This window comes from Pseudomonas sp. Z18(2022) (assembly GCF_036346535.1).
Classification (GTDB): domain Bacteria; phylum Pseudomonadota; class Gammaproteobacteria; order Pseudomonadales; family Pseudomonadaceae; genus Aquipseudomonas; species Aquipseudomonas yamanorum_A.
Genome location: NZ_JAOTOA010000021.1, coordinates 70,050 through 91,716, shown reverse-complemented (window position 1 = coordinate 91,716; position 21,667 = coordinate 70,050). Strand labels below are relative to the sequence as shown.

General features: G+C 61.8%; 24 protein-coding genes. 17 read left to right on the top strand and 7 right to left on the bottom strand.

The window, feature by feature from the left end; translation table 11 throughout:
* Positions 1–34: 34 nt before the first annotated feature.
* The 3 genes from V3W39_RS27905 to V3W39_RS27895 form a co-directional block, all read right to left on the bottom strand.
* Positions 35–676 carry an oxidoreductase gene (locus V3W39_RS27905; RefSeq protein WP_010174756.1) on the bottom strand — a complete coding sequence of 214 codons (642 nt, stop codon included), beginning with the start codon at positions 674–676 and terminating at the stop codon, positions 35–37.
* A gap of 28 nt (positions 677–704) precedes the next feature.
* A complete protein-coding gene (locus tag V3W39_RS27900) occupies positions 705–2,423 on the bottom strand; it encodes a C13 family peptidase (RefSeq protein ID WP_177043293.1) in 1,719 nt (572 codons plus the stop codon).
* Positions 2,424–2,525: 102 nt separating this feature from the next.
* Complete coding sequence (locus V3W39_RS27895) at positions 2,526–2,981, bottom strand: MaoC family dehydratase (protein WP_010174760.1); 456 nt, start codon at positions 2,979–2,981, stop codon at positions 2,526–2,528.
* Between the two features lie 166 nt (positions 2,982–3,147).
* Here V3W39_RS27895 and V3W39_RS27890 point away from each other — a divergent pair, with 166 nt between their 5' ends.
* From V3W39_RS27890 to V3W39_RS27875, 4 genes are all read left to right on the top strand, one after another.
* Complete coding sequence (locus V3W39_RS27890; RefSeq protein WP_177043294.1) at positions 3,148–3,510, top strand: CidA/LrgA family protein; 363 nt, start codon at positions 3,148–3,150, stop codon at positions 3,508–3,510.
* Positions 3,507–4,223 carry an LrgB family protein gene (locus tag V3W39_RS27885; RefSeq protein ID WP_177043295.1) on the top strand — a complete coding sequence of 239 codons (717 nt, stop codon included), beginning with the start codon at positions 3,507–3,509 and terminating at the stop codon, positions 4,221–4,223. Before V3W39_RS27890 ends, V3W39_RS27885 begins: the two co-directional genes overlap by 4 nt.
* Before the next feature lie 21 nt (positions 4,224–4,244).
* The gene (locus tag V3W39_RS27880) at positions 4,245–4,835 is read left to right on the top strand and encodes an LON peptidase substrate-binding domain-containing protein (protein WP_177043296.1); all 591 of its coding nucleotides are present in this window, start codon (positions 4,245–4,247) and stop codon (positions 4,833–4,835) included.
* Positions 4,836–4,935: 100 nt separating this feature from the next.
* Positions 4,936–5,142, top strand: a complete 207-nt coding sequence (locus tag V3W39_RS27875; RefSeq protein ID WP_177043297.1) for a hypothetical protein — start codon at positions 4,936–4,938, stop codon at positions 5,140–5,142.
* Here the strand turns inward: V3W39_RS27875 and V3W39_RS27870 are convergent.
* Both V3W39_RS27870 and V3W39_RS27865 read right to left on the bottom strand, forming a co-directional pair.
* Positions 5,139–6,455, bottom strand: coding sequence for a bifunctional DedA family/phosphatase PAP2 family protein (locus V3W39_RS27870; RefSeq protein WP_177043298.1), 1,317 nt, complete (start codon positions 6,453–6,455; stop codon positions 5,139–5,141). The two genes, V3W39_RS27875 and V3W39_RS27870, sit on opposite strands and share 4 nt — an antisense overlap.
* A gap of 112 nt (positions 6,456–6,567) precedes the next feature.
* Positions 6,568–7,251: a DNA-3-methyladenine glycosylase gene (locus V3W39_RS27865; RefSeq protein WP_330213772.1), complete on the bottom strand. Its 684-nt coding sequence runs from the start codon at positions 7,249–7,251 to the stop codon at positions 6,568–6,570.
* Positions 7,252–7,427: 176 nt separating this feature from the next.
* Between V3W39_RS27865 and V3W39_RS27860 the strand changes: the two genes are divergently transcribed.
* The 13 genes from V3W39_RS27860 (at position 7,428) to V3W39_RS27800 (ending at position 19,959) form a co-directional block, all read left to right on the top strand.
* On the top strand, positions 7,428–8,693 hold the full coding sequence (locus V3W39_RS27860) for a glutamate-5-semialdehyde dehydrogenase (protein ID WP_259196730.1): 1,266 nt from the start codon (positions 7,428–7,430) through the stop codon (positions 8,691–8,693).
* Positions 8,693–9,337 carry a nicotinate-nucleotide adenylyltransferase gene (gene nadD, locus V3W39_RS27855; RefSeq protein WP_177043301.1) on the top strand — a complete coding sequence of 215 codons (645 nt, stop codon included), beginning with the start codon at positions 8,693–8,695 and terminating at the stop codon, positions 9,335–9,337. Before V3W39_RS27860 ends, nadD begins: the two co-directional genes overlap by 1 nt.
* 69 nt (positions 9,338–9,406) lie before the next feature.
* Positions 9,407–9,901: a ribosome silencing factor gene (gene rsfS, locus V3W39_RS27850; protein ID WP_003215432.1), complete on the top strand. Its 495-nt coding sequence runs from the start codon at positions 9,407–9,409 to the stop codon at positions 9,899–9,901.
* Between the two features lie 9 nt (positions 9,902–9,910).
* Positions 9,911–10,378, top strand: coding sequence for a 23S rRNA (pseudouridine(1915)-N(3))-methyltransferase RlmH (gene rlmH / locus V3W39_RS27845; RefSeq protein WP_003185785.1), 468 nt, complete (start codon positions 9,911–9,913; stop codon positions 10,376–10,378).
* 15 nt (positions 10,379–10,393) lie between these two features.
* A complete protein-coding gene (gene mrdA, locus V3W39_RS27840; protein ID WP_010174783.1) occupies positions 10,394–12,292 on the top strand; it encodes a penicillin-binding protein 2 in 1,899 nt (632 codons plus the stop codon).
* Positions 12,293–12,323: 31 nt separating this feature from the next.
* Positions 12,324–13,427 carry a rod shape-determining protein RodA gene (gene rodA / locus V3W39_RS27835; protein WP_050442794.1) on the top strand — a complete coding sequence of 368 codons (1,104 nt, stop codon included), beginning with the start codon at positions 12,324–12,326 and terminating at the stop codon, positions 13,425–13,427.
* Positions 13,428–13,444: 17 nt separating this feature from the next.
* Positions 13,445–14,458: a lytic murein transglycosylase B gene (gene mltB / locus V3W39_RS27830; protein WP_177043511.1), complete on the top strand. Its 1,014-nt coding sequence runs from the start codon at positions 13,445–13,447 to the stop codon at positions 14,456–14,458.
* Positions 14,458–15,456, top strand: a complete 999-nt coding sequence (locus tag V3W39_RS27825) for a septal ring lytic transglycosylase RlpA family protein (protein ID WP_177043302.1) — start codon at positions 14,458–14,460, stop codon at positions 15,454–15,456. Before mltB ends, V3W39_RS27825 begins: the two co-directional genes overlap by 1 nt.
* A gap of 185 nt (positions 15,457–15,641) precedes the next feature.
* The gene (locus V3W39_RS27820) at positions 15,642–16,799 is read left to right on the top strand and encodes a D-alanyl-D-alanine carboxypeptidase family protein (protein ID WP_177043303.1); all 1,158 of its coding nucleotides are present in this window, start codon (positions 15,642–15,644) and stop codon (positions 16,797–16,799) included.
* 84 nt (positions 16,800–16,883) lie between these two features.
* Positions 16,884–17,159 (top strand): DUF493 domain-containing protein, encoded by a 276-nt coding sequence (locus V3W39_RS27815; protein ID WP_177043304.1) that lies wholly within the window; start codon positions 16,884–16,886, stop codon positions 17,157–17,159.
* On the top strand, positions 17,159–17,806 hold the full coding sequence (lipB, locus tag V3W39_RS27810) for a lipoyl(octanoyl) transferase LipB (protein ID WP_177043305.1): 648 nt from the start codon (positions 17,159–17,161) through the stop codon (positions 17,804–17,806). Before V3W39_RS27815 ends, lipB begins: the two co-directional genes overlap by 1 nt.
* 2 nt (positions 17,807–17,808) lie before the next feature.
* Positions 17,809–18,828, top strand: a complete 1,020-nt coding sequence (gene lipA / locus V3W39_RS27805) for a lipoyl synthase (protein WP_371132027.1) — start codon at positions 17,809–17,811, stop codon at positions 18,826–18,828.
* 195 nt (positions 18,829–19,023) lie between these two features.
* Complete coding sequence (locus V3W39_RS27800) at positions 19,024–19,959, top strand: S66 peptidase family protein (RefSeq protein WP_330213771.1); 936 nt, start codon at positions 19,024–19,026, stop codon at positions 19,957–19,959.
* A gap of 130 nt (positions 19,960–20,089) precedes the next feature.
* Here the strand turns inward: V3W39_RS27800 and V3W39_RS27795 are convergent, their stop codons facing one another.
* Positions 20,090–21,415: a lytic murein transglycosylase gene (locus tag V3W39_RS27795; RefSeq protein ID WP_177078028.1), complete on the bottom strand. Its 1,326-nt coding sequence runs from the start codon at positions 21,413–21,415 to the stop codon at positions 20,090–20,092.
* 61 nt (positions 21,416–21,476) lie between these two features.
* Positions 21,477–21,641 carry an alternative ribosome rescue factor ArfA gene (gene arfA / locus V3W39_RS27790; protein WP_003176285.1) on the bottom strand — a complete coding sequence of 55 codons (165 nt, stop codon included), beginning with the start codon at positions 21,639–21,641 and terminating at the stop codon, positions 21,477–21,479.
* Positions 21,642–21,667 lie beyond the last annotated feature (26 nt).

Sequence of the window (21,667 nt, the reverse complement as noted above, 5' to 3'; positions counted from 1 at the left end):
TGCCCGCGATGAGGCCAGCCGGCCCACTGCAAAACTACTTGCCGAGCTTGCGCAACTCATCCGACTCCACAACCCGCACCCCATCCTGCTCTTCCAGCGCCAGCCGCCACATCGCCCGCGCCAGTTCGCACACTTCAATGCCGTGGTACTTGCCCGGAATCAGTCGCGACAATGGGCCAGCCAGTTGCTCGGCCAACCTTGGCTCCAACCGTTCACCCAGCAGCAACGAAGGCCGGACAATGGTCAGTTGTGGCCAACCCTGAGCTTTCAACGCCTGTTCCATCTCACCCTTGACCCGGTTGTAGAAGATCGAGGATTTCGGGTCGGCGCCAATCGCGCTGATCACGATCAGGTGCCGCGCGCCCATTTCCCGAGCACGCTTGGCGAAGGCCACGACCATGTCCAGGTCGACGGCACGGAAGGCTTCTTCGGAGCCGGCCTGTTTGATGGTGGTGCCCAGGCAGCAGAAGGCGATGTCCACCTGGCCGCTCAGTTGCGGCAGGAACACCGCCGGGTCACCCACCGGGTTTTCCAGGTGTGGATGCTCGGCCAGCGGTTTGCGGCTGGGTGCCAGCACGCGGGTCACGGTCGGTTCGTTGAGCAGGCGGTCCAGCAGGTGTTCACCGGTCAGGCCGGAGGCTCCGGCGAGCAAGATATGCTGAGGCGTCAGGTACATGATGTTTCCCCCTTGGTACAGATTCAGCTTAGTTGCTCTTGGCTTCCTTGCTATTCATTGAGACGCTTTCCAGCGCTTTTCGTGCCTGCTGTTTGCGTAATAATTGCCAATGGGCAATGACGCCTTTGGGGGCCCAGATCTGCGGCTCGGAGGCTTCGAAGTTATCCGCCTGCTCGCGTTCGGCCACGTGGGTTTGCGCCAGCTTGAAGGCTTGCTGCAAATCATCGGTCTGGTTGAAGGCCTGGGCGAAGAGGGCGTCGCCGAAGTAGGTGAAGTCGGCCTCTTCGGAGCAGCCGAACGACACGCGGTCGGCGCGTGAGGCGGTCATGATCAGGGTGTGTTCGTCTTTGAGGGCCGGGATGAAACCCCCGGAGTAGCAGGCTGAAATCACCACGATCTTGTCGCGGTTTTTCAGCGGCGCCATTACCGCGGCCAGCTCATCGGCGGGCAGGTCGGCCAGTTCCATGCGCGGCTGGTCGAGCACCAGTTCGTGTTCGTGGGTGCCATGGCTGGTCAGGTAGATGAACACCAGGTCTTGCGGGCCGCTGCGTTCGGCGAGGGTCTGGACCGCACGGCGCAGGCTTTCGCGGGTGGCCATGGGGCGGTCGGCGATATGGTCGCGGTGGTTGACCAGGCGGATCTGGCCATAGGCTCCGAATCGTGTGGCGAGCATGTTGCTGACGTAGTCGGCTTCACGCAGGAATACGCTTTGTTTGCCGTCGCCGGCCACCACCAGGGTGTACAGCTCCACCCCTGATTTGGAGGCGGGCACCGCGGCGAGGGCCTCATCCAGCAGGCGGCCCTGGGCAAACAGGCCGATCTCCAGCGGGTCAGGCAACAATTTGCCATCGGCGTCGCGCACCCGCATGCCGTTGACCCAGGTGCCGGCCTGCACCGTGCCGTCGGTCAGCACCAGGGTGCCGCGCCCTTGATAACTGTCGCTGTCGAAGCCGCCAATATAGAAGCTGCCGTCAGTGAGGTTCAGGCGGCCCTGGCCGGTGAAGCGCCAGTCGACGAATTGGCCCACGTAATGGCTGCCGTCCACCCCAATCAGTTCGCCCTTGCCGCTGAGGGCGCCTTCCTTGAACTCGCCGATCCACACGTCGCCGTCGGCGTTTTCATAGCGGCCCTTGCCGTTGAGCTGGTTCTGCTTGAAGTGGCCTATGTACATGTCGCCGTCGGCGCTGTTGAAGGTGCCGTTGCCCTCCAGCTGGCCATCGACGAAGTGGCCGCTGAACTGGTTGCCGCTGTCGTCGTTGCGCTGGCCTTCACCGTTGGGTTTGCCGTGGGCGAACTGGCCCTGGTACTGGCTGCCGTCGGCCAGTTCGAGGCGGCCGAGGCCGGAATACTGGTCGTCCTTGAATTCGCCGCGATAGGTCATCTGCCCTTCTTTGAGGGTGCCTTCGCCGTTGCGCTTGCCTTGCTTGAAACCGCCGACGTAGCTGTTGCCCGCCGTGGTCAGGCTGCCTTGGCCGTCGAACAGGCCTTGCTGGAACTGGCCTTTATAGACTTCGCCGTTGCTGCCATGCCATTCGCCCTGGCCGTGCCACTGGCCTTTGTCGAACTGACCGGCGTACCAGCTGCCGTTGGGGTAATCCACCCGGCCCTGGCCTTGCAGCAAGCCATTGACCACATCGCCCCGGTAACGACCGCCATCGGGCAGCCGCGCATCGGGCGGCAACAGCGATTCGCCGTCGCCGCACGCGGTGAGCAAAAGGACAAGAGCAAGGGGAGCGAGTGGGCGCATAGCGGGATCCGGATAATTGAGCGCCGAGTATGCCGCAGCTGCGAGATCTATACATAAATTTACATGAAATGTGGTGAGCAGACGGGCTCACCACGGCCCGGCTCAGACGAAGCAGAGTGACAACGACTCCGCAATGTACGCCGGTTTTTCCTGGCCATCGATTTCCAGGGTGCAAGTGGCTTTAAGCAGCCATTGCCCGGGCTTTTTCTCGGTGGCGTCGGTCAGGGTCACGGCCAGGCGCACCCTGGAATCCACCTTCACCGGCTGGATGAAACGCACGCTGTCCAGGCCATAGTTGACCGCCATCTTCAGGCCCTCGGGCATGATCAGGATGTCTTCGATCAGCTTGGGTATCAGCGACAGCGACAGGAAACCGTGGGCGATGGTACCGCCGAACGGGGTCTGGGCGGCTTTCACCGGGTCGACGTGGATGAACTGAAAATCGCCGGTGGCCTCTGCGAACAGGTTGATGCGCTCCTGGTCGATGGTGAGCCATGCGGAACGTCCCAGTTCCTTGCCGACATAATCCTTGAGTTGCGCTACGGGTACTGAGGGCATTGCGACTCTCCTTAGTTCGTCATTTTGTATTTTTTGGACAGGTCCAGAGAACCAATGTAGATCATCATGGGCACTTGGCCCGGTCAACCCACCATGCTTTTGGCGAATGCCGTTCCATAGAGGCGGCGTGCTTATAATGCCGACACGCTTTTGGGGAGAAGAACGGATGCTGTTACGCGGTCTGACATGGCTGGTGCTGTTTCAATTGCTCGGCACGGCCATCAATCATTTGTTTGTCCCGGTGTTGCCGGGGCCGATCATTGGCCTGTTGCTGATGCTGGCATACCTGGTTTGGCGCGGCGAAGTCGGTGAGCCCCTGAGCCTGGCGGCCAGCAGCCTGCTGCGTTACCTGCCGTTGCTGCTGGTGCCGCCGGCGGTGGGGGTGATGGTGTATGCCAAGGACATCGCTGCCGACTTCTGGGCCATCGTCGGCGCGTTGGTGTTGTCGCTGGTGGTGGCCATGGGCTTTGTCGGTGTGCTGATGCAAAAGCTGGTCAAGCGTCAGGCGCAGCGGGAGGAGGGCCAATGACCGTGGATTGGCAGGGCGCCTGGGCTGCGGTGATTCATCATCCCCTGTTCGGCATCGGCATCACCCTCGGCGCCTATCAACTGGTGCTGGCCGGTTTCGAGAAAACCCGCTGGATCTTCCTGCAACCGGTGCTGGTGTCGATGCTGCTGGTGATCGGCGTGCTGCTCGGTTGTGGTTTGACCTACGTCGAGTACCGCAAGAGCACCGAGATCATGAGCATCCTGCTCGGCCCGGCGACGGTAGCCCTGGCGGTGCCGCTTTACCTGAATCTGCGACGGATTCGCCAATTGTTCTGGCCGATTTTTACTACGCTGGTGATAGGTGGCGTATTGGCCACCGGCCTGTGCGTGCTGTTGGGCTGGTGGTTTGGCGCGGAACACATGATGCTGATGACCATGGCGCCCAAGTCGGTAACCTCGCCGATCGCGATGCTGGTGGCTGAGCAGATCGGTGGTGTGGCCGCCTTGGCGGCGGTGTTTGTGCTGATCACCGGGGTGATCGGCGCGATGATCGGGCCGGCGTATTTGTCGCGCCTGGGCGTACACAGCCCCGAGGCGCGCGGCATGGCCCTGGGCATGACCGCCCACGCCGTGGGTACGTCGGTGGCCTTGCAGGAAAGCGAAGAGACCGGCGCCTTTGCCGCGCTGGCCATGAGTCTGATGGGCGTGGCCACGGCAGTGTTCCTGCCGTTGGCCGTGTCGCTGGTTATTTAAGTCGGGTTTAAGGAAACCTTTATGAGTCTGGCGCTTTTCCCGCTCAATACCGTGCTGTTTCCCGGGTGCACCCTCGACCTGCAACTGTTCGAGGCGCGTTACCTGGACATGATCAGCCGCTGCATGAAAAAGGGCGAAAGCTTTGGCGTGGTGTGCATTCTCGACGGCAAGGAGGTCGGGCTGGCACCGGATGGTTATGCGTTGATTGGCTGCGAAGCGCTGATCCGTGACTTCAAGCAGCAGGACAATGGACTGCTGGGGATTCGGGTCGAGGGTGGCCGGCGTTTTCGCGTGCGTGACACCGGTGTGCAGAAGGACCAACTGTTGGTGGCCGAAGTGCAATGGCTTGACGAACACCCGGAGCAGCCCTTGGAAGAAGAAGACGCCGACTTGCTGGCGTTGCTCCACGCCCTGGCCGAGCACCCGATGGTGGCGTCCCTGGACATGGGCACCCACGCCGATGGCCAGCAAGCCTTGGGCAACCAACTGGCGTACCTGCTGCCCTTCACCGAAGCCGACAAGATCGACCTGTTGCAGCTCGATGACCCGCAGCAACGGCTGGATGCGATTCAGCTATTGCTGGATGAGCTGCAGGGCGAGCTGTTCACCTGATCAGAGAGTTTTCCGCTGCGATCTTCAGATTTTTCGTCGTTGTCCTGATCCCGTTGCCTGAAATAGTTGGCAATCACGTAACGATGATCAGGGGAAAAGGATGATTCGGCTTTCGCAGGCAGAGCAGGTGGTATGGGATGCGTTTTTTATGGCCATCACCACGCAGATACTTCATTTGAACGACAGTCGCGGCGCGGAGTACATCGCCGAACGCGCCGCGGATATTGCTGACGAAATGCTTCTGGAGCGGCGCGAGCGCAGTGTGGAACGCCGCGCTGCCCCATCGGATTGGCTGGGCCCTGCTTAGTAGGCATACCTGAGTAGCGCGTGGGACGTGCCGGTAAACGCAATGAAGCCGAGCACCGCCCCACATACCGGCAATATCAACCACCAGACTTTCGGCGGCATCGGCGGCAACAGGCTGCGGTGCTGGCTGAAGTGCAGGCTGAAGGCGCATACCGTCATCGCCAGCAGGGTGCCCGCGAGGATGTCCGTGGGCCAGTGGGCGCCCAGGTACACCCGGGACACGGCGATGGTGGCGGCGGGGATGCAACCCAGCACCAGCCAGGTCAGGCGCAGGCGGGTAGGTTGACCGCGACCGGCCAGCACCGCCAACGCCAGGAAGAACGCAAACGAACCGGACGCATGGCCACTGGGCATGCTGAAGCTGGTGAGCGGGTCGGTCAGCACTTCGGGGCGCATCCGCGCAAAAAACAGCTTGGTGCCGGTATTGATCAGCGCGGCGCCCAGCAGGGTGGCGCCGACAAAGATTGCCTGGCGCCATTGCCGCGCCACTACCAGCAGGCCAGTCAGCACCGCGCTGGCGACGAACATCTTCTTGAACTCACCGAGCTGGGTCACCATCACCATCGCCCGGTCGATCGCCGGGCCGCGGTGTTCCTGCACCAGGGCCATCAGCCCCTGGTCAAAGTCGTTCAGGTAGGGATAGCCGATAAACAGCGCAATCAACAGTGTGCCGCCGATACAACCCATCCACAGGGTGGCGCGCCGGTGACCGCGCAGGCTGCTGTTGAGGCTCACGCCGATCAGCACCGCAAGGCACGCGACGACAATCCCGGCCTCCGGCCAGAACCCTTCGGGCAACGGCAGGCGGAAGGCCGCGCCGGTGGCCCAGCCCGGCAGCAGATACGCCACCGACCAGCCCGCGCCGGCCAACAGGCTCACGGCTGCAAAACGCGGGAAGGGCATGTCGCACATGCCGGCGACCATCGGCAGCATTGGCCGCAGCGGGCCAATGAAGCGTCCTACCAGCAGGCTGGCGATGCCGTACTTCTGGAAGTAGGTCTCGGCGCCGCTCATCCATTCAGGGTGATGCCGCAGGCCCGGAAGGCGCCGGATGTTCTGGTGGAAATGGCGACCAAGGAAGTAGGAAACAACGTCGCCCAGTAGGCCGCCAAGGAAGCCCAGCAACAGCGTTTCCCCCAAGGACAACGCGCCGCTGCCGGCCAGTGCGGCGATGGCAAACAGCAACACCGTGCCCGGGACAATCAGGCCGGCAATAGCCAGGCACTCCACGCACGCCACGATAAACACCGCCACGGCCAGCCATTGCGGGTTCAGGGTCAGCCAGCCGGTAATGCCATCGAGCCATGGGCCCATACAATCAACTCCCTTTTGTAGATCGTCCTTGTAGGAGTCCGGCTTGCCGGCGATGGCGTCCTTGAGTCCGCTATCGCCGGCAAGCCGGGCTCCTACAGGTTTATGTAGGTTTTCAAATCAAAAAATAGTCGCGGCCTTCGACCTGGCCCCGGCGCAGCGGGTTCCGTGTGCAATACGGCGCATAGCCGGCATCGACGAAGCGGTACATCAGGTGTTCATCGCGACCGCCGGGAATGCCCAGGCGGGTGGTCTGGATAACCTGGCCGGGCGCCAGGCCTACGTCTTCGACGTACAGCAACTCTTGATCAAAGCGCTTGGCGTCCCACATCGGCACCTTCAAACCCAGGGCCTTGCACAGCAAGGTCTGGCCGGCACACAGCTTTTGCGAGGCGCGTGGCCTGCCGCTGGCGTCCGGGTTGTTCAACAGCATCTGCGCCAGGCTGGCCGGGCCGGACACTTCATCGACCCATGGATAGGCCGATTTGATCAGCACCGCATTTCCCGGGCCGTGAGCGCTGAAGTTCAGCGAGTCACCGCCGCGGGCGTAGTACATATAGATGTGGCCGCCGTCCAGAAACAAAGCCTTACGCTTTTCTGTGTAGCCCAGCGACGCGTGGCTGCCTTTTTCGGCGAGGTAATAGGCTTCGGTTTCAATAATTCGCGCTGACAGCCACAAATCGCCGACGCGATGGCGAATGACTTTTCCGAGCAATTCCCGCGCGAGCAATTGCGCGTCACGGTCGAAAAAGCCGTCGGGCAGGGCGTTGGGGGGGATCAGCGGGGCAAAACTGGACATGGCGATCAAAGGTGACAGGGCTAAATGTGACAGGATGATAACAACTCCAGCCTTAATTCCCGCTGAACGTCAGGTTTTTACAGTTCATTTCGACCATCCGCCCCTCACCGCTGTCCGTAGGACGGCGTCACAGCTATAATCTGCCGCTTTCCTCTTTGCCAAGACCCCACCAGACCATGACTGAGTCCGTTCTTGACTACATGACCCGCCTGGGTCGCGCTGCCCGTCAGGCCTCGCGGTTGATCGCCCGTGCGAGCACCGCGCAGAAGAACCGCGCCTTGCTGGCGGCCGCCGACGCTCTGGATGCTTCGCGCTCCGAGCTCAGCGCGGCCAATGAACAGGATTTGGCCAACGGCCGGGCCAATGGTCTGGAGCCGGCGTTGCTGGATCGCCTGGCGCTGACGCCGGCCCGTATCGACGACATGATCGAAGGTTTGCGTCAGGTGGCCAAGCTGCCTGACCCCATCGGTGAAATCCGCGATATGCGCTACCTGCCGTCGGGCATTCAAGTCGGCAAGATGCGCGTGCCCCTGGGCGTGATCGGCATCATCTATGAGTCGCGCCCGAACGTGACCATCGACGCGGCGAGCCTGTGCCTCAAGTCCGGCAACGCTACCATCCTGCGGGGCGGTTCCGAGGCGATCAATTCCAACCGCGCCATTGCCGCGTGCATTCAGCAGGGCCTGGCCGTGGCCGAACTGCCGGCCGAAGTGGTGCAAGTGGTGGAAACCACCGACCGCGCCGCCGTTGGCGCGCTGATCACCATGCCGGAGTTCGTCGACGTGATCGTGCCGCGCGGCGGCAAGAGCCTGATCGAGCGCGTGAGTCGCGATGCCAAGGTGCCAGTTATCAAGCACCTGGATGGCGTCTGCCACGTGTTCATCGACGTCGCCGCTGACCTCGACAAGGCGATCCGCATTGCCGACAACGCCAAGACTCATCGCTACGCCCCGTGCAACACCATGGAAACCCTGCTGGTGCACGCCGGCATTGCCGAGCGCGTGCTGCCGCCGCTGGCTGCCATCTACCGCGACAAGGGCGTCGAGCTGCGCGGTTGCGAACGTACCCGAGCGATCCTCGGCAGCGACGTGATCGAAGCCACCGAGCAGGATTGGTACACCGAGTACACGGCGCCGATCCTGTCGATCCGCATTGTCGACGACCTGGACCAGGCCATCGACCACATCAATAAATACGGCTCCAAGCACACCGACGCCATTGTCACCGAGCATTTCAGCGATGCCCGGCGTTTCCTCAACGAAGTGGATTCCGCTTCGGTAATGGTCAACGCCTCGACGCGCTTTGCCGACGGCTTCGAATATGGCCTGGGGGCGGAGATCGGTATCTCCACCGACAAGCTCCACGCACGCGGCCCGGTTGGCCTGGAAGGGCTGACCAGCGAGAAGTACGTGGTCTTCGGTGACGGTCATGTGCGCACTTGATGGGTAAACGCATCGGGCTGCTCGGCGGTACCTTCGACCCCGTGCACATCGGCCATTTGCGCAGCGCCCTGGAAGTCGCGGACGCCCTCGGGCTGGATGAGCTGCGCCTGGTGCCGAATGCCCGGCCGCCCCATCGCGACACGCCGCAGGTGTCTGCGCAGCAGCGCCTGGAGATGGTCCGCCTCGCTGTGGACGGCATTGCACCGCTGGTGGTGGACGACCGCGAACTCAAACGCGACAAACCGTCCTACACTGTCGACACCCTGGAACTGATGCGGGCCGAGTTGGCTGCGGATGACCAGTTATTTCTACTTTTGGGCTGGGACGCGTTTTGCGGCCTGCCCACTTGGCACCGCTGGGAAGAGTTACTCCAGCATTGCCACATCCTGGTGCTGCAACGCCCGGATGCCGACGCAGAATCGCCGGATGCCTTGCGCAACCTGCTGGCAGCGCGGTCGGTAAGTGACCCTTTGGCCCTGACCGGGCCGAGCGGGAATATTGCATTCGTCTGGCAAACCCCGCTTGCGGTGTCTGCCACCCAGATCCGTCAACTGCTGGCCAGCGGGAAGTCGGTACGTTTCCTGGTGCCTGACGCGGTCCTGGCCTACATCGATGCGCACGGGCTTTACCGTGCGTCGAACTGAAAAGGCGCGCTTGAACGCACGAACAGTCGTGCAGCGAGCGCCCGAACATACGAGCAAAACGAGTTTTATATGACGAACAAAGACGTAAGCAAAGTTAAGCGCAAAGGCACGTTCAAGAGCGCTCCTCTGCCAGTAGAAGCCCACACCGGCCCTGAGCTGGCTGGCGAAGAGCTGGTCAAGGTTGCCGTGGCTGCCCTGGAAGACGTGAAGGCCCAGGACATCCAGGTCCTGGACGTGCGCGACAAGCAGAGCATCACCGACTTCATGATCATCGCCACCGGTACCTCCAACCGCCAGATCGGCGCGATGCTGGACAAGGTTCGCGAAGCGGTCAAAGCCCAGGGCGTCAAGCCATTGGGTGAAGAAGGCAAGGGCGACAGCGACTGGGTTCTGTTGGACATGGACGACGTGATCGTTCACATGATGACCAGCAACGCCCGTCAGTTCTACGACCTGGAGCGTCTGTGGAAAGGCGCCGAGCAGAGCCGTGCCGCTGATGGCAAGCACCACAGCCCTGAAGTTGGCCACGCGCACTTCGACAAGCTCAATAAAGACCAGGAATAAGGAACGGCTGTGCGCCTGCGTCTGATCGCTGTCGGTTCACGCATGCCCAAGTGGGTGGAAGAAGGTTGGCATGAATATGCCAAGCGCCTGCCATCCGAATTGGCGCTTGAATTGGTGGAAATACCGCTCAACACCCGGGGCAAGAATGCCGACGTGGCCCGCTTCATCCGTCAGGAAGGCGAAGCCATGTTGGCCAAGGTCGGGCCCAACGAGCGGATCGTGACCCTCGAAGTGCACGGAAAGCCCTGGAGCACCGAGCAGTTGGCGGTGGAACTGGATCGCTGGCGCCTGGATTCGCGCACGGTCAACTTCATGGTCGGCGGCCCCGAAGGGCTGGCGCCGGAAGTGTGCGCGCGGGCGGACCAGCGCTGGTCGCTGTCGCCCCTGACACTGCCGCACCCGTTGGTAAGAATCCTGATCGGTGAACAGCTGTATCGCGCCTGGACAGTTCTGTCCGGGCACCCTTACCACAAATAATCTGCGCCCTGCCTGATGACCCAGCCGATCCGCATCAAGGACCACGAGAAAGACGCACGTCTTGTACGCGCGCGGGTGGTGTTCGGCGCGATTTTGGTGGTGGTACTGCTGGGCGTGTTGATTGCCCGCCTGTATTTCCTGCAGGTGATCCAGTACGACTATCACTCCACGCTGTCGGAAAACAACCGGGTGCACGTGCAGCCGATTCCGCCGACCCGTGGGCTGATTTTCGACCGCAATGGCGTGGTGGTAGCGGATAACCGGCCCAGCTTCAGCCTGAGCATGACCCGCGAGCGTTCCGGCGACTGGCAGCAAATCCTCGATGTAATCGTCGAAGTGCTGCAACTGACGCCGGAAGACCGAGTGATCTTCGAAAAACGCATGAAGCAGGGGCGCCGGCCATTCGAGCCGGTGCCGATCCTGTTCGAGCTGACCGAAGAGCAGATCGCCCGGATCGCGGTGAACCAGTTCCGGCTGCCGGGTGTGGAAGTGGTGGCACAGTTGGTGCGGCACTACCCGCAAGGGGCGCACTTCGCACATTCGGTGGGCTACATGGGCCGGATCAACGAGAAAGAGCTGAAGACCCTCGACCCGGTCAACTACAGCGGCACCCACCATATCGGCAAGACCGGCATCGAGCGTTTCTACGAGCCGGAACTGCACGGGCAGGTGGGTTACGAGGAAGTCGAGACCAACGCCCGTGGCCGCGTGCTGCGGGTGCTCAAGCGCACCGACCCGGTGCCCGGCAAGGACATCGTGCTGAGCCTGGACATCAAGTTGCAGGAAGCGGCGGAGATGGCCCTGGGCGGTCGCCGGGGTGCCGTGGTAGCGCTGGACCCAAGCACTGGCGAAGTGCTGGCGATGGTCAGCCAGCCAAGTTTTGACCCGAACCTGTTTGTCACCGGGATCAGCTTCAAGGCCTATGCCGAGTTGCGTGATTCCATTGACCGGCCGTTGTTCAACCGCGTGCTGCGCGGCCTGTATCCGCCGGGCTCGACCATCAAGCCAGCGGTGGCGATTGCCGGCCTGGATTCCGGTGTGGTCACGGCATCGAGCCGCGTGTTTGACCCCGGTTACTACATGCTGCCCAACTACGATCACAAATACCGTAACTGGAACCGCACCGGCGACGGCTATGTGGACCTGGACACGGCGATCATGCGTTCCAACGACACCTACTTCTATGACCTGGCCCACAAGCTGGGGATTGATCGGCTGTCGGCCTACATGGGCAAGTTCGGCCTCGGTCAGAAAGTCTCCCTGGACATGTTCGAAGAATCTCCGGGCCTGATGCCTTCCCGTGAATGGAAGCGTGCGACCCGCCGCCAGGCCTGGTTCCCGGGCGAAACCCTGATCCTGGGGATCGGCCAGGGTTATATGCAGGCCACGCCGCTGCAACTGGCCCAGGCCACTGCGCTGGTGGCCAACAAAGGTGTGTGGAACCGTCCGCACCTGGCCAAGACCATCGAGGGCGAACGCCCGCTGGATGAAAACCCGATTCCCGACATTGTGCTGCGCGACCCGTCCGACTGGACCAAGGTTAACCACGGCATGCAGCAAGTGATGCACGGCGCCCGGGGTACAGCGCGTAAAGCGGCAGTGGGCGCGCAGTACCGGATTGCCGGCAAGAGCGGTACGGCCCAGGTGGTCGCGATCAAGCAGGGCGAGAAATACGACCGCTCCAAAGTTCAGGAACGTCACCGTGACCACGCCTTGTTCGTCGGCTTTGCCCCGGCCGACAACCCGAAAATCGTCGTGGCGGTGATGGTCGAAAACGGCGAGTCCGGCTCCGGCGTGGCCGCGCCCGTGGTGCGCCAGGTGATGGACGCCTGGCTGTTGGCCGACGACGGCAGGCTCAAGCCCGAATATGGCGGCCCCCCTTCAAGCACCGAGGTTACGGCCAGTGAAGAGTAATTTTGATCGCATCCTTTCCAGCGAGGATGTGATGCGCCGACGCGCCACCTTGCTGCAGCGCATGCACATTGATGGCCCGTTGCTGATCCTGCTGCTGACCCTGGCGGCGGGCAGCCTGTTCGTCCTGTATTCGGCCAGTGGCAAGAACTGGGACCTGCTGATCAAGCAGGCGTCCTCGTTTGGCCTGGGCCTGTTGTCGATGGTGGTGATTGCCCAGTTGGAGCCGCGCTTCATGGCGCGCTGGGTGCCGCTGGGTTACGTCGCCGGCGTGTTGCTGCTGGTGGTGGTGGACGTGATGGGCCACAACGCCATGGGCGCCACTCGCTGGATCAATATCCCGGGGGTGATTCGCTTCCAACCGTCGGAATTCATGAAGATTTTGATGCCGGCGACCATCGCCTGGTACCTGTCAAAACGCACACTGCCGCCCCAGCTCAAGCACGTGGGCATCAGCCTGATATTGATTGGCGTGCCGTTTATCCTGATCGTGCGCCAGCCCGACCTCGGTACCTCGCTGCTGATCCTCGCGGGCGGCGCGTTCGTGCTGTTCATGGGCGGCCTGCGCTGGCGCTGGATCCTCAGCGTGCTGGCTGCAGCGGTGCCGGTGGCCGTGGCCATGTGGTTCTTTTTCATGCACGACTATCAGAAGCAGCGAATCCTCACGTTCCTCGACCCCGAGAGCGACCCGCTGGGCACCGGCTGGAACATCATCCAGTCGAAGGCGGCCATCGGTTCCGGCGGCGTATTCGGCAAGGGCTGGCTGCTGGGCACCCAGTCGCACCTGGACTTTTTGCCGGAAAGCCACACCGACTTTATTATCGCGGTGATGGGCGAGGAGTTCGGCCTGGTAGGCATCTGCGCACTGTTGCTGATTTACTTGCTGCTGATCGGTCGCGGCCTGGTGATTACTGCCCAGGCGCAGACGCTGTTCGGCAAATTGCTTGCCGGCAGCCTAACAATGACGTTTTTTGTTTACGTTTTCGTCAACATCGGTATGGTCAGTGGCCTGTTGCCGGTGGTTGGGGTGCCGTTGCCGTTCATTAGCTACGGCGGAACTTCGCTGGTGACATTGCTGTCAGCGTTTGGGGTTTTGATGTCGATCCATACCCATCGTAAGTGGATCGCACAGGTTTGAATAAGGTGAAGATGTCAATGCAAGTAATGCGCGGCTGGGCTGCTCGGCACGTGTCCTGGATGGGCCTGCTGGGCCTGCTGGGAGCCGCTGTGCAGGAAGCGCAGGCCGGCGACTACGACGGTTCGCCCCAGGTTGCCGAGTTCGTCGGTGAGATGACCCGTGACTATGGTTTCGCCGGTGAACAGCTGATGGGCGTGTTCCGCGAGGCCCAGCGCAAGCAGGCGATCCTCGACGCCATTTCCCGGCCCGCCGAACGCGTGAAGCAGTGGAAGGAATATCGCCCGATGTTCCTGACCGACGCCCGCGTGGCGCGTGGCGTGGACTTCTGGCGCCAGCACGAGGCCGTGCTGGCCCGCGCCGAGCAGGAGTACGGCGTACCGGCCCAGGTGATTGTGGCAATCATCGGCATCGAAACTTTCTACGGCCGCAACACCGGCAGCTACCGGGTGATCGACGCCTTGTCGACCCTGGGCTTCGATTACCCGCCGCGCGCCGAATTTTTCCGCAAGGAACTGCGCGAGTTCCTGTTGTTGGCCCGTGAAGAACAGGTCGACCCGTTGACCCTCAAGGGCTCCTACGCCGGGGCCATGGGCCTGCCGCAATTCATGCCAAGCAGCTTTCGCGCGTATGCCGTGGATTTTGACGGCGACGGCCATATCAATATCTGGAGCAACCCCGATGATGCCATCGGCAGCGTTGCCAGCTATTTCAAGCGTCACGGCTGGGTGGGCGGCGAACCGGTGGTGATTCGTGCCGAGGTGACCGGTGACCGTGCCGACGAAGGCCTGACCCAGGGTATCGAACCCGTCAAGACGGTCGGGGAGTTGCGGGCGCTGGGCTGGTCGAGTCAGAATGCGCCACGCGATGATATGCCGGTGACGGCGTTCCGCCTTGAAGGCGAGAACGGCCCGGAATACTGGATGGGCCTGAAGAATTTCTACGCAATCACGCGTTATAACCGCAGTGTGATGTACGCCATGGCCGTGCATCAGCTGTCAGACATGCTGGTCCAAGCACGGGGCAACAAGTAATGCGGGCATCGCCGTTCAATAAACCGCTCAAGCTGGTGGCGTTCGCCGCGTTGTCCTTGCTGGTTGTCAGTTGCTCCACCAGTCGCGGTCCGGCACAAAAGTCCGGTGGTACCGCGATCCGTTCCCAGCCGGGCCTGGACATCAACCGCGCCCACAAAGACGGCGCGCCGTGGTGGGACGTGGATGTTTCGAAAATCCCGGATGCCACGCCGACCCTGCACACCGGTCCTTACAAGGCCAACCCCTATACCGTGCTGGGCAAAAACTACTTCCCGCTGCAAGACTCCAAAACCTACGTGCAAACGGGCACGGCGTCCTGGTACGGCACCAAGTTCCATGGCCAGAACACCGCCAACGGCGAAGTGTATGACCTGTACGGCATGAGCGCAGCCCACAAGACCCTGCCGTTGCCCAGCTACGTTCGCGTGACCAACCTGGACAACAACCGCACGGTAATCCTGCGGGTCAACGACCGCGGGCCATTCTATTCGGACCGGATCATCGACCTGTCCTACGCGGCCGCCAAGAAACTCGGTTATGCCGAGACCGGCACCGCGCGCGTGAAGGTAGAAGGGATCGACCCGGCGCAGTACTGGGCCCAGCGTGGCAAGCCGGCACCGTTGATGCTCAACGAGCCGCAAACCCCGCAACCGCAAGTCACCGCGTCGGCCGGCAAGATCGAGCAGTGGACACCGCCACCGGCGCAGCACGCCCCGGACACGGTCGTCGTACCCCATGCAGCGCCTGGGGCTTCGACAGTGGGCGGGCAGTACCTGCAAGTCGGCGCTTTCGCCAACCCGGATGCAGCAGAGCTGTTAAGGTCCAAGCTCAGCGGGATGGTCAGCGCGCCGGTATTTATCAGCTCTATTGTGCGTAACCAGCAGACCCTGCACCGTGTGCGGATGGGCCCGATCGGCTCGCCGAGCGAAGTTGCGCAAGTGCAGAACAGCGTGCGCCTGGCCAACCTGGGGCAACCCAGCGTGGTCACCGCCGAATAAGCAAGACAAAGGATTGATGGTTCAGGCTCGCATGCGGGTTTGAGCCCTGGTTGTTGGCTCGTTGAACAATAAAAACCCAGGGGCAAGGGGTGGGCGTACAACCGAACACGCGACAGTCTGGCGACGGGCTGTCTGAATAGTTTTGCCCGCGAGGGCAAGTTTCCATAAGCAATTTCGAGAGACGGATGAACATCACCACCTTAGCCAAACGCACGTGCCTGCTTCTTTCGCTGATCATCACCCCGGCCGCCTGGGCGGTTGAAATGGTGCCGGCTTCCCCGCAACTGGCTGCCAAGGCCTGGGTCCTCATGGACGCCGCCAGCGGCAACGTGCTGGTGGAGAACAACGGTGACCAGCGCCTGCCCCCAGCCAGCCTGACCAAGCTGATGACGGCCTACATCGCGACCCTGGAAATCCGTCGCGGCCAGATCGGTGAAAACGATCCGGTGACCGTCAGCGAAAACGCCTGGCGCACCGGCGGTTCGCGGATGTTCATCAAGGTCGGCTCGCAGGTGACTGTCAGCGACCTGCTGCACGGCATCATCATCCAGTCCGGTAACGACGCCAGCGTGGCCCTGTCCGAGCACATCGCCGGCAGCGAAGATGCGTTCGCCGACATGATGAACAAGACAGCCGGCGATCTGGGCATGACCAACAGCCACTTCATGAACCCGACCGGCCTGCCGAACCCTGAGCACTACTCTTCGGCCCATGACATGGCGCTGCTGGCTCGCGCGATCATTCGTGTCGACCCGGTGCACTACGCGATCTACTCCCAGAAAGAGTTCTTCTGGAACAACATCAAGCAGCCTAACCGCAACCTGTTGCTGTGGCGTGACAAGACCGTCGATGGCCTGAAAACCGGTCACACCGACGAAGCCGGCTACTGCATGGTGTCGTCTGCTGTGCGTGACGGGCAGCGCCTGATTGCCGTGGTATTCGGTACCAACAGCGAGCAGGCCCGTGCGGCCGAGACGCAGAAGCTGCTGACTTATGGCTTCCGTTTCTTCGAAACCCAGACTTTCTACCAGAAGGGCACCGAGCTGGCTCAAGCCCCTGTATGGAAAGGCGCGACCCATCAAGTCAAGGCCGGCCTGGCTGAAGACCTGACCCTGACCATGCCTAAAGGCCAGCTCAAGAAGCTCGCTGCCAGCATGACCATGAACCCGCAACTGGTCGCACCGATCGCCAAGGGCGATGTCATCGGCAAGGTCGAAGTGAAACTGGACGATAAAGTGATCCACAGCGCCGACCTGATCGCTCTGGACGCCGTCGACGAAGGTGGTATCTTCCGACGCGTGTGGGATAGCATCCGTCTATTCTTCTACAGCTTGTTCAACTGATAGTGTGCACCTGCATGACCCTGCGCTGATCCGGCGCGGGGTTATGCCCGTCGCCACGGCTTACGCTTACGAGGCCGTTACGCCATGACCGATACCGAAGTAAAGGCGCCAAAGATCGAATTCCCGGTGAAGGATTACCCCATCAAGGTAATCAGCGACACGGGCGTGGGTCGCAAGGACACGATCATTGAGATCGTCAAGAAACATGCGACGATCAATGATGAGCGCGTGGATGAGCGTTCCAGCTCCAGTGGCAAGTACACCACCATTCAGTTGCACATCGTGGCGACTGACCAGGACCAGCTCTACAACATCAACAGCGAACTGCGGGCTACCGGCTTCGTGCACATGGTGTTGTGATGTCACAGACCCTGGGCTTTCGCGAGCTCGGCCAAATGGCATACGAACCGGTGTGGCACGCCATGCAACGGTTTACCAACGAGCGCGGCACGCAAGCCCCGGATGAGATCTGGCTGGTGGAGCACCCGCCGGTTTTCACCCAGGGCCAGGCCGGCAAGGCCGAGCATTTGCTGCTGCCGGGAGAAATCCCGGTGGTGCAGGTCGACCGCGGCGGGCAGGTGACTTACCATGGCCCAGGCCAATTGGTGGCTTATCTGTTGCTGGACGTGCGCAGGCTGGGTTTTGGCGTGCGTGAGCTGGTCAGCCGCATGGAGTCATGCCTGATCGAGCTGCTGGCCAGCTACGGTGTGACCGCAGTGGCCAAGCCGGACGCACCGGGGGTTTACGTCGATGGCGCGAAAATCGCCTCCCTGGGCCTGCGGATTCGCCACGGGTGTTCCTTTCATGGCCTGGCCTTGAACGTGGACATGGACCTGGCGCCGTTTCGACGGATCAATCCCTGTGGTTACGCCGGTTTGGCGATGACCCAGTTGAGTGATCACGCAACACCACTAGAATTTGCCGAGGTAAGTGCCCGGCTGCGCGCGCAGCTCGTCAAACACCTCGACTATGCTGAGCAGACGACCCTAACGGGCGGAATCGACTGATTATGACTACTGATGCAGTGCAAACCATGATCCCGACGCTGGATATCACCGAGCGTCCGGCCCCGCGTGCCAAGGTAGAAGCCGGCGTGAAGCTGCGCGGCGCCGAGAAGGTTGCACGCATCCCGGTGAAGATCATTCCGACCACCGAACTGCCGAAAAAGCCTGACTGGATCCGCGTGCGCATCCCGGTTTCGCCGGAAGTCGACCGTATCAAGGCCCTGCTGCGCAAACACAAACTGCACAGCGTTTGCGAAGAAGCGTCCTGCCCGAACCTGGGCGAATGCTTCTCCGGCGGCACCGCCACCTTCATGATCATGGGTGACATCTGCACCCGTCGCTGCCCGTTCTGCGACGTTGGCCACGGCCGGCCGAAGCCACTGGACGTCAATGAACCGGAAAGCCTGGCCATCGCCATTGCCGACCTGAAACTCAAGTACGTCGTGATCACCTCCGTAGACCGCGATGACCTGCGTGACGGCGGTGCCCAGCATTTTGCCGACTGCATCCGCGAGATCCGCAAGCTGTCGCCGAACGTGATGCTCGAGACTCTGGTCCCGGACTACCGTGGCCGCATGGACGTCGCGCTGGAAATCACCGCTGCCGAGCCGCCGGATGTGTTCAACCACAACCTGGAAACCGTGCCGCGCCTGTACAAGGCTGCGCGCCCGGGTTCGGATTACCAGTGGTCGCTGACCCTGCTGCAGAAATTCAAGCAGATGATGCCGCACATCCCGACCAAATCCGGCCTGATGCTGGGCTTGGGCGAAACCGACGAGGAAGTGATCGAAGTCATGAAGCGCATGCGCGAACACGACATCGACATGCTGACCCTCGGCCAGTACCTGCAGCCGTCCCGCAGCCACTTGCCAGTACAGCGCTTCGTGCACCCGGACGTGTTCGCCTGGTTTGCCGAAGAAGGCTACAAGATGGGCTTCAAGAACGTCGCTTCCGGCCCGCTGGTACGTTCCTCGTACCACGCCGACGAGCAGGCGAAACTGGTCAAGGCCAGCCTGGTCTCGTAAGCCTCGCCCTCACTGTAGGAGCGAGCTTGCTCGCGAAGAACTCAAGAGCACCGCGCGCATCCAGGATGCGCGCGTTATCGTTTACGACCTTCGCGAGCAAGCTCGCTCCTACATGTTGCGGTTAAGTCATCCTCTTCTGTTTGCAACCATTGCTGTTTAGAGTGCCTTGGGCAATCCACACGAGGAGAACCATGGATGACGACTCAATTAACCACTTGTGCGGTACCTGCGCTGCGCGCCGAAGGCGTGATCGGGCTGATTGCCCCTGCCGGGCCGGCCGAGCTGGATATCGACAAGGCCACGCAATGGATGCGCGCCCGGGGCTACACACTGCGGATTTTCCCCGGTGTGGGGCAGCGTGATGGCTACCTGGCCGGCAGTGATGATGTACGCCTGAACGACCTGCACGCGGCGTTCGCCGACCCGTCCATCGACGCGATTTTTTGCCTGCGGGGCGGCTACGGCACCCCACGCCTGCTGGACCGCCTGGACTTTGACCTGCTGCGGGCCAACCCCAAGCCATTTGTAGGCTACAGCGATATCACCGCGTTGCACCTGGCGATCAACCGTTACGCCGGCTTCGTCACCTTTCACGGGCCGATGTACAACGCTGACTTGTTAGGTGAAAAGCAACAGCCTACCGAGTCATCGCTGTTCAGTATGCTGCGCGGGCAGGTGAAGGCCGGTACCCAGCTGACTCACCCTGTGGCCTATCCATTGACCACCGTCGAGCCTGGCATCGCCTGCGGGCGGCTGCTGGGTGGCAATCTATCGATGATCGCCGCGGTAATGGGCACGGATTACGAGATTGATGCCGAGGGCATCATTTTGTTTATCGAGGATGTGAACGAGCCGCTGTACCGCATTGACCGGTTGCTGACCCATTTGCGCCTGGCGGGCAAGCTCGCCCAGGTGGCGGGGGTTGTAGTGGGGGATGTGGCCGGGGTTGATAGCATTGCGCTTGAGCGCCTGCTGAAGCAGACCTTCGAACCGTTGTGCATTCCTGTGCTGTCTGGCTGGCGCAGCGGGCACTGCAACCCGAACCTCACGTTGCCGATGGGCGCGAGGGTGCGGTTGGATGCGGGGGAGAAGCGGTTGGTGTTGGAGCAGGATGTGGTGTTTAAGGCCTGAGCCTTCAGTTGTTTCTGAATGCCTCATCGCAGGCAAGCCAGCTCCCACAGTTGACCGCGTACATCATGAACGACGTGGTCAACTGTGGGAGCTGGCTTGCCTGCGATGGCGATAGTCGCCATACAACGATCTAGCGGCTCTGCAACGACTCCAGTAACTTCACCGTCGGATACCCATCCGCCGGCCAGCCCAGGGACTGTTGCGCTGCACGAATCGCCTTGCGGGTATTGGCGCCGATGATGCCGTCCGGGTTGCCGGCATCGTAACCATTGGCACTGAGCACTGTCTGCAAATCCATCCGCTGCGAGCGAGTCAATGGCAGCTCGTCCTTCGGCCAACTCCCACGAATCACGCCGCCACCGCCGAACCGTTCCGACAACAAGCCAACGGCCAATGCATAGGACGACGAGTTGTTGTACTTGAGGATCGCGCGGAAGTTATCCAGCACCAGGAACGCCGGGCCACGATAGCCGGCCGGCAGCAGCAGGGCTGCGGAAAGCTGGTCCACGTTGGCCGGGACGCTGGCGCCCGGTGGCACCTGGATCCCCAGTTTCAACCATTCGCCAACGGTCTTGCGCACGCTGCCGTCGGCCAGGGCGTAGTCGAAGTTCAACGGCAGTTGCTGCACCTCGAAGCCCCACGGCTGGCCCTTCTGCCAGCCGGAGCTTTGCAGGTAGTGCGCGGTGGAGGCCAGGGCGTCGGCGGGGCTGTTCCAGATATCGCGGCGACCGTCACCGTCGAAGTCCACAGCGTGGGTGTTGTAAGTGGTCGGGATGAACTGGGTCTGGCCCATGGCGCCGGCCCAGGAGCCTTTCATCTGGTCGGCGGCGATATCGCCATGCTGGATGATTTGCAGCGCCGCCAGCAGTTGTGCCTGGGCGAACGCGGGGCGACGGCCCTCATAGGCCAGGGTCGCCAGGGAGCGGATCACCGAGTTGTTGCCCTGGAACTGGCCGAAGTTGCTCTCCATGCCCCACACCGAGACCAGCGCCTGGCGGTCAACGCCATAACGTTCCTCAATGCGTTGCAAAATGTCGGCGTATTTCACCAGCAGCGACTGGCCGTTGCGCACCCGTAGCGGCGACAGTGCGCCATCGAGGTATTCCCACACCGGGCGGGAGAACTCCGGCTGGCTGCGGTCGGCGCGAATCACTGCCAGGTCGGGTACGACGTTGGCGAAAGCGGTGTCGAACACCTGAGGCGTGATACCGGCCTTCAGGGCTTCCACGCGAAACCCCGCCTGCCATTCGGCAAAGGTCTGGGTCGGCTGGATATCAAGATTGTCCACCGCCAGTGGCGCAACGACGGCAGGCGCAGCTACCGGTGCAGTCTGGAGCGGGGGCAGGGGTTGGGCATCGGCGGCGGTAGGTTTTTCTGCGCAGGCGACTAATAGAATGAGGCTGGAGGCAGCGATCAGCTGGCGAAGGTGCCAACGACGGGAAAGACTAGAGGGCATGCACGGGTCCAGGGAATACGAATCAGGTACAGACCTTATCATGCCGGAGGGGCGCTTGCCTTCAGGCAGCCAGAAAGTAAGAAGCCTCCCAGCTATTAGACTGGAAGGCTTCGCGGCGGTAGCTGCCTTTGCCTTTGCCGGCTCGTTCCTGGCGACTGCGGAACAACGGCTGGGCGATGATGGATTTGGCCTTGTTGGGGCCATGCTTGGATGGCTTTTTGCTCATGATGGGTACTCTTTGGCGGGTTGATG

What these genes read in the sequence shown, in the direction of transcription:
- V3W39_RS27905 (WP_010174756.1), bottom strand. Translation starts at nt 676, where the DNA reads ATGTACCTGACGCCTCAGCATATCTTGCTCGCCGGAGCCTCCGGCCTG.
- V3W39_RS27900 (WP_177043293.1), bottom strand. Translation starts at nt 2,423, where the DNA reads ATGCGCCCACTCGCTCCCCTTGCTCTTGTCCTTTTGCTCACCGCGTGC.
- V3W39_RS27895 (WP_010174760.1), bottom strand. Translation starts at nt 2,981, where the DNA reads ATGCCCTCAGTACCCGTAGCGCAACTCAAGGATTATGTCGGCAAGGAA.
- V3W39_RS27890 (WP_177043294.1), top strand. Translation starts at nt 3,148, where the DNA reads ATGCTGTTACGCGGTCTGACATGGCTGGTGCTGTTTCAATTGCTCGGC.
- V3W39_RS27885 (WP_177043295.1), top strand. Translation starts at nt 3,507, where the DNA reads ATGACCGTGGATTGGCAGGGCGCCTGGGCTGCGGTGATTCATCATCCC.
- V3W39_RS27880 (WP_177043296.1), top strand. Translation starts at nt 4,245, where the DNA reads ATGAGTCTGGCGCTTTTCCCGCTCAATACCGTGCTGTTTCCCGGGTGC.
- V3W39_RS27875 (WP_177043297.1), top strand. Translation starts at nt 4,936, where the DNA reads ATGATTCGGCTTTCGCAGGCAGAGCAGGTGGTATGGGATGCGTTTTTT.
- V3W39_RS27870 (WP_177043298.1), bottom strand. Translation starts at nt 6,455, where the DNA reads ATGGGCCCATGGCTCGATGGCATTACCGGCTGGCTGACCCTGAACCCG.
- V3W39_RS27865 (WP_330213772.1), bottom strand. Translation starts at nt 7,251, where the DNA reads ATGTCCAGTTTTGCCCCGCTGATCCCCCCCAACGCCCTGCCCGACGGC.
- V3W39_RS27860 (WP_259196730.1), top strand. Translation starts at nt 7,428, where the DNA reads ATGACTGAGTCCGTTCTTGACTACATGACCCGCCTGGGTCGCGCTGCC.
- nadD (WP_177043301.1), top strand. Translation starts at nt 8,693, where the DNA reads ATGGGTAAACGCATCGGGCTGCTCGGCGGTACCTTCGACCCCGTGCAC.
- rsfS (WP_003215432.1), top strand. Translation starts at nt 9,407, where the DNA reads ATGACGAACAAAGACGTAAGCAAAGTTAAGCGCAAAGGCACGTTCAAG.
- mrdA (WP_010174783.1), top strand. Translation starts at nt 10,394, where the DNA reads ATGACCCAGCCGATCCGCATCAAGGACCACGAGAAAGACGCACGTCTT.
- rodA (WP_050442794.1), top strand. Translation starts at nt 12,324, where the DNA reads ATGCGCCGACGCGCCACCTTGCTGCAGCGCATGCACATTGATGGCCCG.
- mltB (WP_177043511.1), top strand. Translation starts at nt 13,445, where the DNA reads ATGCAAGTAATGCGCGGCTGGGCTGCTCGGCACGTGTCCTGGATGGGC.
- V3W39_RS27825 (WP_177043302.1), top strand. Translation starts at nt 14,458, where the DNA reads ATGCGGGCATCGCCGTTCAATAAACCGCTCAAGCTGGTGGCGTTCGCC.
- V3W39_RS27820 (WP_177043303.1), top strand. Translation starts at nt 15,642, where the DNA reads ATGAACATCACCACCTTAGCCAAACGCACGTGCCTGCTTCTTTCGCTG.
- V3W39_RS27815 (WP_177043304.1), top strand. Translation starts at nt 16,884, where the DNA reads ATGACCGATACCGAAGTAAAGGCGCCAAAGATCGAATTCCCGGTGAAG.
- lipB (WP_177043305.1), top strand. Translation starts at nt 17,159, where the DNA reads ATGTCACAGACCCTGGGCTTTCGCGAGCTCGGCCAAATGGCATACGAA.
- lipA (WP_371132027.1), top strand. Translation starts at nt 17,809, where the DNA reads ATGACTACTGATGCAGTGCAAACCATGATCCCGACGCTGGATATCACC.
- V3W39_RS27800 (WP_330213771.1), top strand. Translation starts at nt 19,024, where the DNA reads ATGACGACTCAATTAACCACTTGTGCGGTACCTGCGCTGCGCGCCGAA.
- V3W39_RS27795 (WP_177078028.1), bottom strand. Translation starts at nt 21,415, where the DNA reads ATGCCCTCTAGTCTTTCCCGTCGTTGGCACCTTCGCCAGCTGATCGCT.
- arfA (WP_003176285.1), bottom strand. Translation starts at nt 21,641, where the DNA reads ATGAGCAAAAAGCCATCCAAGCATGGCCCCAACAAGGCCAAATCCATC.